This is a genomic window from Brevundimonas balnearis, assembly GCF_042434805.1.
In the GTDB taxonomy this organism is placed as follows: domain Bacteria; phylum Pseudomonadota; class Alphaproteobacteria; order Caulobacterales; family Caulobacteraceae; genus Brevundimonas; species Brevundimonas balnearis.
In genome coordinates, this window is sequence record NZ_JBHLSW010000002.1 from 37,409 (window position 1) to 53,614 (window position 16,206).

The following is a 16,206-nucleotide window of genomic DNA, read 5'->3' on the forward strand; positions in this document are numbered from 1 at the left end:
AAGGTGCTGATCGGCCTGCGAATGCCTCATTCCCGGCTAGATGCCTTAGGGACGCCCGCCACGCCAGCCTGGAAGGGCTGGTCAAGGGCGCCGCGATTGGCGATAAGCCGTCGCAACGGAGGGACGTCGTGCCGGTCAGATACCTCAAACCCCGCCGCTTCGGCGACACGCGCGGCTGGTTTTCCGAGACCTATGTTCGCGACAGGTGGGCGGCGGCGGGTGTCGATACGAGCTTCATCCAGGACAACCATTCCTTTTCCGCCGCGCCGGGGACCGTGCGCGGCATCCATTTCCAGCGGCCCCCGCACGCCCAGGCCAAGCTGGTGCGGTGCACGCGCGGGGCGGTGATGGACTATGCCGTGGATCTTCGGGCCGGCTCGCCGACGTTCGGCCGTCACGTCGGGGCCGAGCTCTCCGCCGACAACGGCCATCAGTTGTATATTCCGGTCGGGTTCGGCCACGCGTTCGTCACGCTCACGCCGGATGTGGAGATCGTCTACAAGGTGTCCGACGTCTATGCGCCCGACTGCGACGGGGGCGTCCGCTGGGACGATCCGGACATCGGCATCGACTGGCCGCTGCCGCCCCACGGGGCCACCCTGTCGGACAAGGACGCGCGCCTGCCCCGGCTGCGCGACTTCGACAGTCCGTTCGCCTATGACGGCGCGCCGTTGGAGCCGCTTGGCGAACCCATTCAGGTCTGAGGTCAGCCCATGCGCATCCTGATCACCGGCGGCGCCGGCTTCATCGGCTCGGCCCTGACGCGGCGCCTTATCCAGCACGCCGATCATGAGGTGCTGGTGTTCGACAAGCTCACCTATGCGGGCGTGCTCAGCTCGCTCGAGCCGGTGTCGACCAGCAACCGCTACGGCTTTGTCCAGGCCGACGTCTGCGACGCCGAGGCCGTGTCCGCGGCGCTGGAGGCGTTCCAGCCGGACGTGGTCGCCCACCTCGCGGCGGAAAGCCATGTCGATCGCTCGATCGACGGGCCCGGCGCCTTCATCCAGACCAATCTGGTCGGCACCTTCACCATGTTGCAGCAGGCGCTGGGGTACTGGCGTGGCCTGTCCGAGGCCCGCCGCCACGCCTTCCGTTTTCATCACATCTCGACCGATGAGGTGTTCGGCTCTCTCGGCGAGGACGGCTTCTTCACCGAGACCACCGCCTATGATCCGCGCTCGCCCTATTCGGCGTCCAAGGCGGGATCGGACCATCTGGTGCGCGCCTGGGGACACACCTACGGCCTGCCGGTCCTGGTGACCAATTGTTCGAACAACTACGGCCCCTATCATTTCCCGGAGAAGCTGATCCCCCTGATCATCATCCGCGCCCTGAAGGGCGAGCCCCTGCCGGTCTATGGCGACGGCTCGAACGTGCGCGACTGGCTCTATGTCGACGATCACGCCCGCGCGCTCCAGGCTGTGTTCGAGCGGGGCGAGCCGGGCCAGACCTACAATGTCGGCGGCGATGCGGAGCGAAAGAATCTCGACGTGGTGCGCACCATCTGTGGTCTGCTGGATCAACGGCGCCCTCGCCCCGACGGCCGCCCCTACGCCGAACAGATCACCTTCGTGACCGATCGTCCGGGCCATGACCATCGCTACGCCATCGACGCGTCCAAGCTGAAGCGCGAGCTCGGCTGGGCTCCGTCCGTCACCTTCGAGGAAGGCATCGCCCGGACCGTCGATTGGTACCTCGACAACGCCGGCTGGTGGCAGGACATCCTGGACAAGCGCTACGCCACGCAGCGGCTGGGCGTGGCCGCCGGTGGCTGAGTCCCGCGACATCCTCGTCACCGGGGCCGCGGGGCAGGTCGGACTGGCCCTGACCCGGCTGGCGTGGCCCGAGCCCTTCCGACTGGTCGCGCCGACGCGCGCCGAGCTGGACCTCTCCGACGCCTCCGGGGTCCGGCGGTTCCTTGAGGGTCGGGCCTTCGCCGCGGTCATCAATCCGGCGGCCTACACGGCCGTGGACAAGGCCGAGAGCGAGCCGGCCCAGGCCTTCGCCGTCAACGCCACCGCCCCGGCGCTCCTGGCCGAAGCGTGCCGCGCTGCGGATGTCCCGCTGGTTCATGTCTCAACCGACTATGTGTTCGACGGCGCTGCGGATCGTCCCTATCGCGAGGAGGATGCTGTCGGCCCGCTCGGGGTTTATGGGGCCTCCAAGCTGGCGGGCGAATTGGCGGTGCGCTCGATTCAGCCTCGCTCGGTCATCCTCCGCACCGCCTGGGTCGTCGGCCCTGATCGCTCGAACTTCCTCAAGACCATGCTGCGGCTCGCAGAGACCCGGGACACGCTGAACGTCGTCGCCGATCAGAGGGGTTGCCCGACCGCCGCCGCGGACATCGCGGCCGCGCTGCGGACCGTGACGCTGCGGATGATCGCGGAGCCGGAGGCCCCCTCGGGCGTGTTTCATTTCGCCGGGGCGGGCGAAACCACCTGGGCGGAGTTCGCCGAGGCCATCTTCGCCGCGAGCGCGGAGCAGGGGGGGCCGAGCGCCGAGGTCCGGCCGATCACGACGGCGGAGTATCCCACCCCCGCCAGACGGCCGGCCAACTCGCGGCTGGACTGCGGTCGCATCCTCCACGCCTATGGGATAGAGCCCCGAGACTGGCGCGCGGCGACGGCCGAGATCACCGCCGAGGTGCTGAGGGACGTGCTGAAGGAAGGCGAGACACGATGAAGGGCATCATCCTGGCCGGCGGATCGGGCACGCGGCTTCACCCCATGACGCGGGTGACGTCCAAGCAGCTGATGCCGATCTACGACAAACCGATGATCTACTATCCGCTGTCGACGCTGATGCTCGCGGGCATTCGGGAGATCCTGCTGATCTCAACTCCGCGGGACGTCCCCTCATTCCAGGATCTGCTCGGCGACGGATCCCAGTGGGGTCTGGACATCCGGTATGCGGTCCAGCCCAGCCCCGACGGCCTGGCCCAAGCCTATCACATCGGGGCCGATTTCGTGGCGGGCGGTCCGTCGGCGCTGATCCTCGGCGACAACATTTTCTACGGCCACGGCATCACCGACCTGTTCATCAGCGCGATGGCCCGGGAGCAGGGCGCCAGCGTGTTCGCCTACCACGTGGCCGACCCCGAGCGGTACGGGGTCGTGGAGTTCGACGCCGACATGCGCGCGATGTCGATCGAGGAGAAGCCCGCGCAGCCGAAGTCGAACTGGGCCGTCACGGGCCTCTACTTCTACGACGCCGATGTGGTGGACATCGCCGCCAATCTGAAGCCCTCGGCGCGCGGAGAACTGGAGATCACCGACGTCAACCGGGTTTATCTGGAGCGGGGCAAGCTGTCGGTCGAGGTCATGGGCCGGGGCTACGCCTGGCTGGACACAGGCACGCCGGACAGCCTGATCGAGGCCGCCGAGTTCGTCCGCACCCTGGAGAAGCGCCAGGGCTTCAAGATCGCCTGCCCCGAGGAGATCGCGTTCCAGAAGGGATTCATCGACGAGGCGGGCCTGAATCGTCTCATCGACCAGCTGGGCAAGAGCGGGTACGGCGCCTACCTGCGGACCATTCAACGCCCGTGAGCGGCATCGCGCGCAACACCCGCCGAGCCTTGGGCCGATTGTCCGCGGGCTCGAGCCCCCTGATCGGCCGTAATGTCCTGGTCGAGATGGACCGCTGGGAGCTCGAGGAACGGGCCCGCGCCCTCGCCGCGCCCGTCTACGTCGGGGATCGCGTCATCCTGTGCCGCGTGATGGGACGCTACAAGTTCTACGTCCGCTCGGACGACGTCGGCTTCGGCGCGCATGTCGCGCTGGACGGACTTTGGGAAAGTTGGCTGACCGTTTTCATGGCCCGTCGGATCAAGCCGGGCATGCGGGTGGTCGATGTCGGCGCCAACCACGGCTATTACACAGTGCTTTTCGCCGATCTCGCCGGTCCGGATGGGCGGGTGCTCGCGGTCGAGCCCAATCCGCGTCTCACCGAGCTTCTGAGCCGATCGCTCGCGGTGAACGGGTTCTCCGGTTGGAGCGACGTCGCCCAGATCGCCGCCGGCGACGGCGATGCGCGTCGCGTCATGCTCTACGCCCCGGCCGGCGAACCCAAGAACGCTCACATCGTCGAGACGGACAAGGGCGAGAGCGAAGAGCGCTTTTCAGTGTCGTGCGAACGCCTCGACGACCGGCTTTCGGCGTGGGACAGGGTCGATTTCATCAAGATCGACGTCGAAGGCGCCGAGGAGGCCGCGATCCGCGGTCTGATGACGACGTTGCGTCGTCACCGTCCGAACCTGCTGCTGGAGTTCAATCCCGGACGCTGCGTCGACCCGGCGGCCCTTCTGGACGCGCTCGAGAGCATCTATGGCGAAATCCGCGTCGTCGGCTTCGACTCCGAGGCGACGCCGGTCGGTCGCGGGGATCTGCTCAACCGGGACAACGCCGAGGACCGGATTCTGTATCTGGCCTAGGTTCTGTACCTGTAAACCCGTCTCCTCGGGCCTGTCCCGAGGATCCATTGCGGCCTCCGGCATGACGGTGAGGCGTTCGAAGCCCCCAAGTTCGACCCGAGAACCGTTCAGACCGGCCTAGCCATAGGCCCTCGGGACAAGCCCAAGGGTGACGGCGTGCTCGGGTCGGACCCGAGACGGACGACGTCAGGGCGTCGGAACCTGGCCCGGCGCCTGCGCCAGCCAACGAACCGTCGCCTCGTGAAAGCGAACCGATCCGGAAAAATGGCCCCGCTCCGCCCAGATGCGGATCTCGACCGCCTGGGGCTTGGACCAGCTGTGCTCAAGGGCGACCTCGTACTCGCCAGGACGGATCATGACGGTGTGCGCCCGGTGCACGTCCTCGCCCGATCCCCATTCGAACATCAACTTCGCTTCATCGTCGGGCATGACGGCGAGACGCACCACGCATTCCCACGCTCCCGCCGGCAGGGTCAGATGAGGTCCGTGCGCGAGGATGCGGGTCCGCCCGGTGAGATCGATGTCCGCGCTACCGCCCTCCGGGTCCTGGCCGCGCGTGAAGCTCATGACCTCGGGGCCCCAAACCCCGACGCGGCTCCCCAGAGGCCGTTCCAGCATGGCCACGGCCCGGCGGGCGGCCTCCGGAATCTGCGGTCGCGGTTCGACTCCGGCTTCCGGGTCGCGCCGGACGTCGCCGAGCCCCGGCACGGTAAGACACGCCGCATCCGCCTCGATGACGCGTTCCGCGACGGGGGCGATGACCTCGTAGAGGGCCAGGGCGGCCGTCGCCGACCGGGTCGCGCGTCCCGCATCCGGATTGCGGACGAGGGCGCCGGCCAGAAGGGGCTCCAGGTCGCTCGAGCCGATGACGATCCAGCGGTCGATGGTCGGGTGGAGCGCGATCTCGCTGAGGTCCCGGAAGATGACGATCGCGGGGGCGTCGCCGGCGGGCTGGGGCGCTGCGGCCTTGAACGCCCGCCACCCCACGTCCTTGGCCGCGTGCGCGAGGGCCGAGAGCCAGGCGCTCGCGAAGATCGTCGGCATGATCACCACCCCGATCTTGGGTGTCTGCGTCATGCGGCCCGCAACCAGTTGTAGATGTCCACGGCCTCGTGGATCTCGTCGAAGCTCTTGACCTTGCCGCTCTCGATGATCAGCGCACGGTCGCAGGTGCGCGTCACCATGGACATGTCGTGTGAGGCCATGATGAAGGCCCGATCCGCGCGTCGCCCGAACAGTTCGTCGCGGCACTTCTGCTGAAACCGGGCGTCGCCGACGGCGACCAGTTCGTCGATGAGATAGCAGTCGAACTCGATCGCGAGCGACAGCCCGAAGGCCAGCCTGGCCCGCATGCCGGAGGAGTAGTGCTTGACCGGCAGATAGAGCTTCTTTCCCAGCTCCGCGAAATCGTCCACGCGGGCCCGCACGTCCTTGAAGTCCCGGTTGTAGAGCCGGGCGAGAAAGCGGATGTTGTCCAGTCCGCTCAGGGTGCCTTGGAATCCTCCGCCGAAGCCGATCGGCCAGGAGGCGGTCATCCGCCAGTTCACGTCCCCGCTGGTCGGCGCGAGCGCGCCGCCGAGGATCTTGATCAAGGTGGACTTGCCCTGGCCGTTCCGCCCGAGCACAGCGAGTCGGCCGTTGCGCGCCAGGTCGAAGCTCAGGTCCTGAAAAAGCGGTTTGGCGTGGCGGCTGTAGGACTTGGTCAGGTTCACCACGCTCAGGCCGACGTCGGGGCTGAGATCCGTCATCCGATCTGTCTGTGCTCTCGCAGTCCGGCCCACACCAGCCATCCGATCGCGAAAATCAGGGACGTCGACAGGAACACCGCCAGTATGGCGCGCAGCCGTTTCGGTTCGGTGGCCTTGTCCGGCAATCCGGGGTTCACCACCCGCTCCAGATACAACTGCTGTCGGCGCGAGTCCTCGCGGGCCGTGTCGAGGGCGGTGCTGGCCGTGGCGAGCGACCGATCCGCGAGTTCGCGCTCCAGCATCAGGCTTTCGTAGACGCCGATCTTGGAGGCCAGAGAGGACTGATTGCCCGTGATCTTCGCCCGCTCGGCCGCGAGCTGGCGCTCGTAGGCCGCGATCCGCGCGTCGATGATGGCGAGCTGGGGGCTTTGCGGGGCCTGGGACTGAAGTTGCGAACGTTCAGCGCGCAAGGATGCGATGGTGCCGGCCAGTTCCGCGGTCAACGCCGACCCCTCGGTCACCGACACGGTCGGGTCCACGATGCCTTCCCGGTTTCGAAAGGCCGTCAGGCGCTGCTGGATGTCGGAGAGCCGGCGCTCCGCCTCGACCACCGTTCGCTCGGCGTCGGCCACGTTGCGCGCGGCCGCTCGCTCGTTAAGGCGATTGACCAGCGCCTCGCCGCCGTTCAGCAGCGTTTGCGCCATGCGCTGGGCGTCCTCGGGCGTGAAGGCTTCGACCCGCAGGGTGCTGATGCCGGTCGGCGTGTGGTAGCCCACGGTGATGAAACGTTGCAGCCCGCTGTAGAGACCTTCGGCGCTGTCGCCCTCCCAGAACCTGGGATGGCGTGACAGGGGGTCCACGCCGGGCCTGCTGAGCATGGCCCGAAGATCCATCTGCCGTTCGAGGTCCGCGACCGCGTCGCGCGACGTGATGTACTCGTGCAGGGCGAAGGCGTCGGTCGGCGATTGCGTCAGGCCGACGCCCTGCAAGGCGATCCCGAGACCGTTCGTCTGCGGCTGCTCCGCCGCCCTGACGACGAACCGGGCTTCGGAGACATACCGGGGCGCGGCCACCACCAGATAATAGAACGCCGTGATCAGGGTCGGGACCACGACGACGAGCACGAAGGCCAGGCGCGCCCCGCCGAGGCCCCCGAAACGCTTCCGGCTTCTGGCCGGGGCCGGGTCTTGGGCGGTCCCGGTGGGACCCAGGTAGGTGATGCGGGCGTCGGACATGGTGCGTTCTGTCTAGAGGAACTCGGGCGACGTGACCAACCGTCTCATTCGGCGTCGATGTGGCTTTTCGCCCGAGCCAGCAGGACCAGGCCGAACGCTATCAGAACGCCGCCCCAGAAGAAGGGGTACAGAGGGTCGTAGTGCGTGGCCACGAACTCTCCCAGCACGCCGGCGCGCACCATCTCGATGGTGTGGGGCATGGGTATGGCGAGGTAGATGTCGCGATAGCTCTCCGGCACCCATTCAGCCATGATGAATACGCCGGAGAACGGCAGTATCGCATAGATCATGACGGGGATGAGGCGCTGAAGGACCTCGAACTCAAGGGCGAGGGCGCTGAGCACCAGCGCGAGGCCCACCCCGAACACGAAGAGACAGAACCAGCCCCAGTAGATCAGCAGGATGTCATGCGGCAACTCCATCTGCCCGAACCACACGAGAATGGCGTAGCCGATGGCGAACGCGAAGGTGCTGCCCAGAAACTCAAGTACATATCGCGCCGAATACAGATGCAGCAGCTTGATGGTCTGGTGGTAGAGTAGTCCGGCGTTTCCGGTGATCGCCCCCATGCTGTAAGTTATGAGGTGTCGAAAAAACAGCAAGCCCATGTATCCCGTCAGAACGAACGGGGCCAGGGCCACGCCGTGGGAGTACGGGGGGCGAATGATCGACCATATGAACAAGACGCCGAAAGTAAAGATCAGGGGCTCGGCGACCAGCCACAGGAAGCCCAGCCCTCGGCGACCATAACGCGTGATGATCTCGCGCAGCATCAGGGTCCCGATGATCACGGACTGGTCGCGTAGGGCCCTGATGCTCATGGTTTCAAAAGTCCCGCTTTGGCGAGTTCTGAAGGTCGGTCCGTCGGCCCCCGTGGCGCATACGACGTTGAGCGGGTCGCCACAAGCGTCAGCGACCGCCCCGCCGCGCCGCCTCCAGATCGGCCGGGCGGCCGACGTCCAGCCAGTCCTCATGAAGCGGGAACACGCCGACGCCCCGGCCGTCGTCGGCCAGGCGCTTCAGCGCGTCGGTCATGTCGAACCGCTCGCCGGGCGGCAGGATCGTGAGCGCCGCCGGGGAAAGCGCGTAGATCCCGCAGTTCACCAGCCACTCATAGGTCGGCTTCTCGACGAGGCCGGTCATGAAGCGATCGCCGTCGGTCTCCACCACGCCGAACGCCGCCTGCATCCGCTCGCGGCGGACGCACAGGGTGGCCGCGCCCCCGTGGTCGCCGTGGAAATCCAGCAGCCCGCCGAAATCGACGCGGGTCAGCAGATCGCCGTTCATGACCAGCAACGGCTGATCGATCGGCTCGTCCAGCAGCGACAGAGCGCCCGCCGTGCCCAGCGGCTGATCCTCCCTCAGATAGCCGATCTCCACCCCGAACGCGGCGCCGTCCCCGAAGTGGTCGGTGATCACCTCGGCCAGATAGTTCACCGCCAGGCGGAAGCGGCCGAACCCCTGGGCGCGCAGCCGCTCGATGATGGTCTCGAGCAGGGGCCGCCCGCCCACCTTCAGCATCGGCTTGGGACAGGTGTGGGTCAGCGGCGCCAGCCGCACGCCGCGCCCGCCCGCCATGATGACCACCAGGTTGTCGCGCGGCCCGTGCGCCGCCGGCGCCTCGGGGAACAGGCCCACGACCCGGCCGTCCGCCGCCACGACCGGCGCGAAGGCGACGCCCCGCTCCTCCAGTCGCCGCCGGCTGACGGCGGCCGCCTCGCCCGACGCGGGAACGGTCAGGGGCGAAAGGTTGGCCACCGCACGGGCCGGATCCTCCAGCCGCACGCCGCGCAGCAGTCCCCTGCGCACGTCGCCGTCGCTGACGGTGCCGACCAGCCGCCCCTCGGCGTCCACCAGCACGATCAGCTTGTGCCGCGCCGCGTCCAGCCGGGCGATGACCTCCACCAGCGGCGCGTCGGGCGCCGCGAGATTGGCCTCCAGACCGAAGCCGGGCCGGCTCACACCGCATACTCCTCGGGACGGTACAGGTCCGCGTTCTCGCGGATGAACGCGACCGTGCGCCGAAGGCCTTCCTCCAGTGGGACGCTCGGCGACCAGCCCAGCTGGTCTCGGGCGTTGGCGGCGTCGGCGATCAGGCGCATCACCTCGCTGCCCGACGGGCGCAGGCGCTGGGCCTCCTCGACCACCTCGAAGTCAGAGCCCGTGACCGCGCGGACCTTGTCGATCAGCTCGGCGATGGAGGTCTCGACGCCCGTGCCGAGGTGGATCGTACGTCCTTCCACCCCGGGGGCCGTGGCCGCCCGCACGAAGCCCTCGACCGTATCGGCCACGAAAACGAAGTCGCGGGTGGGGCGCAGGTCGCCCAGCCGCACCGTCCGCCCCGCAAGGGCCTGGGTGATCAGGGCCGGGATCACCGCCCGCGCGCTCTGGCGCGGGCCGAAGGTGTTGAAGGGGCGCAGCGTCACGACCGGCGTCTGGAAGCTGAGGTGGAAGCTCTCCGCCAGCTTGTCCGCGCCGATCTTGCTGGCGGAGTAGGGGGACTGGCCGACCAGAGGGTGGGCCTCGGTCATCGGCGCGACCTGGGCGGTGCCGTAGACCTCGCTGGTCGAGACGTGCACGACCCGGCTCAGCCCATGCCGGCGCGCCGCCTGCAACACGTTGAGCGTGCCGACGATGTTCGTCCGGACATAGCTCTCGGGCGCCTGGTACGAATAGGGGATGGCGATCAGGGCCCCCAGGTGCAGGGCGACGTCGCAGCCCTCGACCGCGGCGTCGACGCTGTCGCGATCCGCCAGATCGCCGCGCACCACCTCGATCTCGCCTCGCACCGGGCTGCGGTCCAGCCAGCCGGCCCCGCCGTGGGAGGTGTAGCGGACGAACGCCCGGACGCTCGCGCCCAGCTCAACCAGCCGCTCGACCACATGGCTGCCGATGAAGCCGCCCGCGCCGGTCACCAGCACCTTGCGGCCCGCGAGGGGGGTCGGATCGGCGGATCGGTCGCTCATCTCGCGCGGCTCCCCAGGGCACGACGGCCGGACGAATCACTTTGCTGCCACTTTACCAGCGGCCCGGACCGCGACCATGCTGCCCCATCCTTGAGTCGGGAGGCCGCCGTGATCGGCGACAGGCGGGTCATCGCGATCGTTCCGGCGCGGGCGGGCTCAGAGGGGCTTCCCGGCAAGAACGTTCGGCCACTCGCCGGCCGGCCTATGATCGACTGGACGCTGGACGCCGCGGCCGCCTCGCAGCTGATCGACCGGGTGCTGGTCTCTACCGATGATCCTCGCGTGGCCGAGCGGGTGACCCCGCCTGCGGAGATCATCGACCGCCCGGCCGAGCTCTCGGGATCCCAGGCTTCGGTGATCGATGCGATCGCCCACGCGCTCGGCGCCGCCGACGAAGGCCCCGACTATGTCGTCCTGCTTCAGCCCACGTCGCCGCTGCGCACCGCCGCCGACATCGACGCGGCGATCCGGCTGTGCGACGAGACCGGCGCGCCCGCCGTGCTGACCGTGTCCCCGACGCTCAAGCCCGCGCGCTTCCACGGGGTGCTGGGCGACGACGGCCGCCTCACGCTCGACCCGCCGCGGGCGGGGGAGGCGGTGGTGCTGAACGGGGCGGTCTATGTGGGGCGCCCCGAACGACTGTTCGCCGACCGCACCTTCCTGACCGAGGAAACGCGGGTGCTCGTCATGCCGCCGGAGCGGGGCTGGGACATCGACACCCTCTACGACTTCGTCATCGCCGAGGCCCTGTTTCCGCACGCCCAGGCCTTCGCCGCGACGGGCATGCCCGCGATCCGCCGCTGAGGCGCGTTCGACAGCGGCGCGCGGGCGGATTATGCGGGGCGGACGCGCAACGACGAGACCCTCATGATCCTGATCACCGGCGCGGCCGGCTTCATCGGCTCGAACCTGGCGGCGGCGCTGAACGCGCGCGGGCGCGACGACCTCGTGCTGTGCGACTGGCTGGGGTCTGACGGCCGCTGGATGAACCTCAGGAAACGGATGTTCCGCGACTTCGTCTTCCCCGAGCAGCTGTTCGAGCGGATCGACGACCTGGGGATCACCGCCGTGCTGCACATGGGGGCGGACTCCTCCACCACCGCCACCGACGGCGACTGGGTGATGAAGACCAACTTCCAGTTCACGCTGCGGCTCATGGACTGGTGCGGCCGGGCCGGCGTGCCGCTGGTCTACGCCTCGTCCGCGGCGACCTACGGCGACGGGGCGAACGGCTTCGACGACGAGTTCAGCCTGGCCGCGCTCAAGCGCCTGCGCCCGCTCAACCTCTACGGCTGGAGCAAGCACCAGATCGATCTGGTCCTGGCCGAGCGGGTGGAGAAGGGGCTGCCCCTGCCGCCGCGCTGCGTCGGGCTGAAGTTCTTCAACGTCTACGGGCCGAACGAGGCCCACAAGGGCGCCATGACCTCCGTGGTGGGCAAGAACCACGCGATCGCCAGGAACGGCGGGACCGTGGAGCTGTTCAAGAGCCACCGCGCGGGCTTCGAGGACGGCGGCCAGCTGCGGGACTTCATCCATGTGGACGACGTGGTCGCGGTCGCCCTGTGGTGCCTGGAGAACGGTCCCGCCCACACGGTGCTGAACGTCGGCACGGGCCGGGCCCAGTCCTTCGCTGAGCTCACCGAGGCCCTGTTCGCCGCGGCCGGCCAGCCGGCGCGCATCCGCTACGTGCCGATGCCGGAACACCTCAGGGATCGCTACCAGTACTTCACCGAGGCGAGGATGGAGCGCCTGCGCGCCGCCGGCTACGACCGCCCCTTCATGGATGTGGCGACCGGCGTCGCGCGCTATGTCGAGGTGCTGGACGGGGACGATCCCCATGTCTGATCATCTTACGTGTCATTGGGCCGGCCGTTTCCCCTTCATCGACGCGCCGATCCTGGTGCTCGGCGACGTCATGCTGGACGGCTACGTCATCGGCGACGTGCGCCGGATCTCGCCCGAAGCCCCCGTGCCGGTGCTGCGCCACAGCCAGGACCGCGAGTCCGCCGGCGGCGCGGCGAACGTGGCGCTGAACATCGTCAGCCTGGGCGGGAAGGCGACCCTGGTCGGGCTGGTCGGCGACGACGCCGAAGGCCGGCGGCTGGCCCGGATCGCCTCGACGGCGGGCGTCGTCTGCGACCTCGTGACGGACGCCGGGCGTCCCACCATCGCCAAGACCCGCGTCATGGCCGGCGCCCACCAGATGATCCGCATCGATCGCGAGGTGCTGTCTCCGCTGTCGCCCGAGGTCGAGGATCGGCTGATCGCCCGGGCGGTCGCGGGCCTGAGGGGCGCCCGGGCCCTGGCCGTTTCCGACTACGCCAAGGGCGTGCTGAGCGACCGGGTGCTGGCCGAGGTCCTCGCCGCGGCCAAGGCGCTGGCCGTGCCGATCCTCATCGACCCCAAGCGGGCGGACTTCTCCGCCTATGCGGGCGCCGACGTGATCAAGCCCAACCGGGGCGAGTTGTCCGCCGCCACGGGCCTGCCCTGCGGCACGGACGCCGAGGCCGAGGTCGCCGCGCGGCGCGCCGGCGCGGCGACCGGCGCCGACATCCTGCTGACCCGTTCCGAACAGGGCATCGCCTACTATCCCAGGAATGGCGAGGCTCTGACCGCGCCGACCCAGGCGGCCGAAGTGTTCGACGTGTCGGGGGCCGGCGACACGGTGCTGGCGGCCTATGCGCTGGCGGTCGCCGGCGGTCTGCCCGCGGCCCAGGCCATGCGGCTGGCGAACGCGGCGGCCGGCGTCGTGGTGTCCAAGGCGGGCACGGCGGTCGTCACCCTGGACGAACTCGAGGCGGCGATGGAGCCGCTGGACCACCGGCCCGAAGCGGCCGGGCGGCTGCTGTCGTGGGACGAGGCGGCCCGCCTGCGCGACGGGTGGCGACGTCAGGGCCTGACCGTCGGTCTCACCAACGGCTGCTTCGACCTGCTCCACCCCGGGCACGTGGCCATCCTGCGCGAGGCGGCGGCGGCCTGCGATCGCCTGATCGTGGCGCTGAACACCGACGAGTCCGTCTCCCGCCTCAAGGGGCCGACCCGCCCGGTCCAGGCCGAGACGGCCCGGGCCGAGGTCGTCGGCGCGATCCGGGGCGTGGACGCGGTGGTCCTGTTCGGCGAGCCGACGCCGCTGGAGCTGATCCAGGCGCTCGTGCCGGACGTGCTCATCAAGGGCGCCGACTACACCGAGGAGCAGATCGTCGGCGGGGACGTCGTGAAGGCCGCGGGCGGCCGCATCGTCCGCGTCCCGCTGCGCGACGGACACTCCACCACGCGTCTCGTGGAGCGGAGCAAGGCCTAGATCAGTAGATCTCGAACAGCCCGGCGGCCCCCATCCCGCCGCCGACGCACATGGTGACGACGCCGTACCTGGCCCCGCGCCGCTTGCCCTCGATCAGGACATGGCCGGTCATGCGCGCGCCCGACATGCCGTAGGGGTGGCCGATCGAGATGGCGCCGCCGGACACGTTCAGCCGCTCGTCGGGGATGCCCAGCCGGTCGCGGCAGTAGATCACCTGCACCGCGAACGCCTCATTCAGCTCCCACAGGCCGATGTCGTCGACCGTCAGGCCGTGCTGCTTCAGAAGCTTCGGCACGGCGAACACCGGGCCGATGCCCATCTCGTCCGGCTCGCAGCCCGCCACCGCCATGCCGACATAGCGGCCCAGCGGCTTCAGCCCGCGCTTCTCGGCCTCCTTCGCCTCCATGATGACGCTGGCCGAGGCGCCGTCCGACAGCTGAGACGCGTTGCCGGCGGTGATGAACCGCCCTTGCTCGATCTCCTCGCCGCCGCCGAACACGGGCTTCAGCGACTGCAGGCCTTCCAGCGTCGTGTCCGGCCGGTTGCCCTCATCCTTCGAGAGCGTGACCTCCTTCAGGGAGGTCTGGCCCGTCGCCTTGTCGACCGCCTGCATGGTTGTGGTCATCGGCACGATCTCGGCGTTCAGACGCCCCTCGGCCTGGGCCTGGGCCGTGCGTTGCTGGGATTGAAGCGCGTACTCGTCCTGGCGGTCGCGGCTGATGTCGTAGCGACGCGCCACGACCTCGGCGGTCTCCAGCATCGACATATAGATGTGGGGCGACAGCTTCAGCAGCGCCTCGTCCTTCATGCGATACAGGTTCATGTGCTGGTTCTGCACCAGCGAGATCGACTCCAGCCCGCCGCCCACCGCGACCTGCTGGCCGTCGTGGATCACCTGCTTGGCGGCGGTGGCGATGGCCATCAGGCCCGAGGCGCACTGGCGATCCAGCGTCATGCCCGCCACCGTCGACGGCAGTCCCGCCGCCAGCGCGATCTGGCGCGCGACGTTGGTGCCGGTCGAGCCCTGCTGCAGGGCCGCGCCCATGACCACGTCCTCGATCTCGGCCGGATCGACGCCCGCGCGCTCCACCGCGTGCCGCACCGCGTGGGCGCCCAGCGCCTGCGCCTGGGTGTCGTTGAAGGCGCCGCGATAGGCGCGCCCGATCGGCGTGCGGGCGGTTGAGACGATGACGGCGTCACGCATGGCGGGCTCTCCCAGTTTTGGACGGCATGTAAGGCTTTGCCGTCGCGTCAGCCAAGCGGCTGGGAGGGGTCATCACGGAGATCACCGAGGATTCACCGAGAACGCCGGAGGCGCGCCGACCCTCCGTGCCCTCCGCGCCTTCTCCGTGCTCTCCGTGATGAACCTAGGCGGTTCAGCCCCTCAGCGCCGCCTGGGCCTTCTGCAGCTCGATCATGCCCTGGGCCGCGCCCATCTCGGGCACGATCTCGCCGGCCCGGTCGCTGATCTCGGCGATCCTCGCCGCCACCTGTTCCGCCGCGTCCTCGCCGACGATGCGCGTCCCTTGCGTCAGGGTGACATAGGCCCGCTCGAAGCCCCCGGCGCCGGCCGCCAGGATCATGCGCGACGGCGCGTCCTCGCTGACCAGATAGAGCAGGCCGGGCGTCACCAGCTCCGGCCCCAGCTGGTCCAGCGGCAGGGCCGCGCCCAGGTCCTCGGTCATGCGGGTGTGGGCGGTGGGCGCCAGGCAGTTCACGCGGATGTCGTTCTTGGCCCCCTCGATCGACAGGGTCTGCATCAGCCCCACCAGCGCCATCTTGGCCGCGCCGTAGTTGGACTGGCCGAAGTTGCCATAGAGCCCGGACGACGAGGTGGTCATGGCGATGCGGCCATAGTTCTGAGCCCGCATGATCTCCCACACCGCCTTGGTGCAGTTCACGGCCCCCATCAGGTGCACGTCGACCACGAAGCGGAAGTCCTCCAGATCCATCTTGGCGAAGGTCTTGTCGCGCAGCACGCCGGCGTTGTTCACCAGGATGTCGACGCGGCCCCACTTGGACATGGCGGCCTCCACCATGGCCTGAACGGCGTCGAAATCCGTCACGGAAGCGGGGTTAGCGATGGCCTCGCCGCCCAGCGCCTCGATCTCGGCCACGACTCCCTCCGCCGCGGTGGCCGAGCCGCCGGAGCCGTCGCGGGCGCCGCCCAGGTCGTTGACGACCACCCTGGCCCCCCGGCGCGCCAGCCCCAGCGCATGCTCGCGGCCCAGTCCGCCGCCTGCGCCCGTCACGATGGCCACCCGTCCGTCGAACCTCATGCCGTGTCTCCCATTGCCTGGTCGCGGCATCTAACTGCGCCGTGGAGTGTTGAAAAGGCGCCACAGCTAAGCCAATCAAGGCGAGATAAGGGAACTCGTGTGGCCCAGCGCCGTTCGGCAGGTCAGGGCGGAGGGCGTTCGCTCCCGTACACTGGTCTGTGCAGTTGAGAAAAGAGGACAACATGAAGCTGAACCTTTTGGCGGGCGTCGCGATCGCCGGCCTGATGACCGCGACGGCGGCGTCTGCGGATCCGAACGGCTGGTACGGCGCGGTTGATGCGGGCTTCCACACGATGGAAGACGGGATC

16 protein-coding genes are annotated in these 16,206 nt (G+C 69.0%); 8 read left to right on the forward strand and 8 right to left on the reverse strand.

Translation table 11 applies throughout. From position 1 onward, the window contains the following. The first annotated feature begins 128 nt into the window (after positions 1 to 128). From rfbC to ACFFGE_RS00885, 5 genes are read left to right on the forward strand one after another with little or no spacing between them, the layout of a single operon-like run. A complete protein-coding gene (rfbC, locus tag ACFFGE_RS00865; RefSeq protein ID WP_376833375.1) occupies positions 129 to 704 on the forward strand; it encodes a dTDP-4-dehydrorhamnose 3,5-epimerase in 576 nt (191 codons plus the stop codon). Between the two features lie 9 nt (positions 705 to 713). Beyond that, positions 714 to 1,775 carry a dTDP-glucose 4,6-dehydratase gene (gene rfbB, locus ACFFGE_RS00870; protein ID WP_376833377.1) on the forward strand — a complete coding sequence of 354 codons (1,062 nt, stop codon included), beginning with the start codon at positions 714 to 716 and terminating at the stop codon, positions 1,773 to 1,775. After that, positions 1,768 to 2,682: a dTDP-4-dehydrorhamnose reductase gene (gene rfbD, locus ACFFGE_RS00875; protein ID WP_376833379.1), complete on the forward strand. Its 915-nt coding sequence runs from the start codon at positions 1,768 to 1,770 to the stop codon at positions 2,680 to 2,682. Before rfbB ends, rfbD begins: the two co-directional genes overlap by 8 nt. Then, the gene (gene rfbA / locus ACFFGE_RS00880; protein WP_376833381.1) at positions 2,679 to 3,545 is read left to right on the forward strand and encodes a glucose-1-phosphate thymidylyltransferase RfbA; all 867 of its coding nucleotides are present in this window, start codon (positions 2,679 to 2,681) and stop codon (positions 3,543 to 3,545) included. Before rfbD ends, rfbA begins: the two co-directional genes overlap by 4 nt. Further along, positions 3,542 to 4,429, forward strand: a complete 888-nt coding sequence (locus ACFFGE_RS00885) for an FkbM family methyltransferase (RefSeq protein WP_376833383.1) — start codon at positions 3,542 to 3,544, stop codon at positions 4,427 to 4,429. The genes rfbA and ACFFGE_RS00885 overlap by 4 nt, the downstream gene beginning before the upstream one ends. A 186-nt stretch (positions 4,430 to 4,615) precedes the next feature. Here ACFFGE_RS00885 and ACFFGE_RS00890 read toward each other — a convergent pair whose 3' ends face one another. The 6 genes from ACFFGE_RS00890 to ACFFGE_RS00915 all read right to left on the reverse strand — a co-directional run bounded on the left by ACFFGE_RS00890 (position 4,616) and on the right by ACFFGE_RS00915 (position 10,318). Beyond that, positions 4,616 to 5,506: a hypothetical protein gene (locus ACFFGE_RS00890; RefSeq protein WP_376833385.1), complete on the reverse strand. Its 891-nt coding sequence runs from the start codon at positions 5,504 to 5,506 to the stop codon at positions 4,616 to 4,618. Continuing rightward, positions 5,503 to 6,177 carry an ABC transporter ATP-binding protein gene (locus ACFFGE_RS00895; protein ID WP_376833387.1) on the reverse strand — a complete coding sequence of 225 codons (675 nt, stop codon included), beginning with the start codon at positions 6,175 to 6,177 and terminating at the stop codon, positions 5,503 to 5,505. Before ACFFGE_RS00895 ends, ACFFGE_RS00890 begins: the two co-directional genes overlap by 4 nt. Continuing rightward, the gene (locus ACFFGE_RS00900; RefSeq protein WP_376833389.1) at positions 6,174 to 7,352 is read right to left on the reverse strand and encodes a KpsE/RkpR family capsule polysaccharide export protein; all 1,179 of its coding nucleotides are present in this window, start codon (positions 7,350 to 7,352) and stop codon (positions 6,174 to 6,176) included. Before ACFFGE_RS00900 ends, ACFFGE_RS00895 begins: the two co-directional genes overlap by 4 nt. Positions 7,353 to 7,396: 44 nt before the next feature. Further along, positions 7,397 to 8,173 carry an ABC transporter permease gene (locus tag ACFFGE_RS00905; protein WP_376833391.1) on the reverse strand — a complete coding sequence of 259 codons (777 nt, stop codon included), beginning with the start codon at positions 8,171 to 8,173 and terminating at the stop codon, positions 7,397 to 7,399. A gap of 88 nt (positions 8,174 to 8,261) precedes the next feature. Further along, positions 8,262 to 9,314, reverse strand: a complete 1,053-nt coding sequence (locus tag ACFFGE_RS00910; RefSeq protein ID WP_376833393.1) for a nucleotidyltransferase family protein — start codon at positions 9,312 to 9,314, stop codon at positions 8,262 to 8,264. Further along, positions 9,311 to 10,318 (reverse strand): SDR family NAD(P)-dependent oxidoreductase, encoded by a 1,008-nt coding sequence (locus ACFFGE_RS00915; protein ID WP_376833395.1) that lies wholly within the window; start codon positions 10,316 to 10,318, stop codon positions 9,311 to 9,313. Before ACFFGE_RS00915 ends, ACFFGE_RS00910 begins: the two co-directional genes overlap by 4 nt. A gap of 108 nt (positions 10,319 to 10,426) precedes the next feature. On the opposite strand from ACFFGE_RS00915, the gene ACFFGE_RS00920 reads away from it, so the two are divergent. From ACFFGE_RS00920 to rfaE1, 3 genes are all read left to right on the forward strand, one after another. Continuing rightward, positions 10,427 to 11,122 (forward strand): acylneuraminate cytidylyltransferase family protein, encoded by a 696-nt coding sequence (locus ACFFGE_RS00920; RefSeq protein ID WP_376833396.1) that lies wholly within the window; start codon positions 10,427 to 10,429, stop codon positions 11,120 to 11,122. 63 nt (positions 11,123 to 11,185) lie between these two features. Further along, a complete protein-coding gene (gene rfaD / locus ACFFGE_RS00925; RefSeq protein WP_376833398.1) occupies positions 11,186 to 12,163 on the forward strand; it encodes an ADP-glyceromanno-heptose 6-epimerase in 978 nt (325 codons plus the stop codon). Further along, on the forward strand, positions 12,156 to 13,619 hold the full coding sequence (gene rfaE1 / locus ACFFGE_RS00930; RefSeq protein WP_376833400.1) for a D-glycero-beta-D-manno-heptose-7-phosphate kinase: 1,464 nt from the start codon (positions 12,156 to 12,158) through the stop codon (positions 13,617 to 13,619). The genes rfaD and rfaE1 overlap by 8 nt, the downstream gene beginning before the upstream one ends. Position 13,620: 1 nt before the next feature. On the opposite strand, the gene ACFFGE_RS00935 is transcribed toward rfaE1, so the two are convergent. Both ACFFGE_RS00935 and ACFFGE_RS00940 read right to left on the reverse strand, forming a co-directional pair. Then, positions 13,621 to 14,823, reverse strand: a complete 1,203-nt coding sequence (locus ACFFGE_RS00935) for an acetyl-CoA C-acyltransferase (protein WP_376833402.1) — start codon at positions 14,821 to 14,823, stop codon at positions 13,621 to 13,623. Between the two features lie 172 nt (positions 14,824 to 14,995). Then, positions 14,996 to 15,898, reverse strand: coding sequence for an SDR family NAD(P)-dependent oxidoreductase (locus tag ACFFGE_RS00940; protein ID WP_376833404.1), 903 nt, complete (start codon positions 15,896 to 15,898; stop codon positions 14,996 to 14,998). Positions 15,899 to 16,206: the final 308 nt, after the last annotated feature.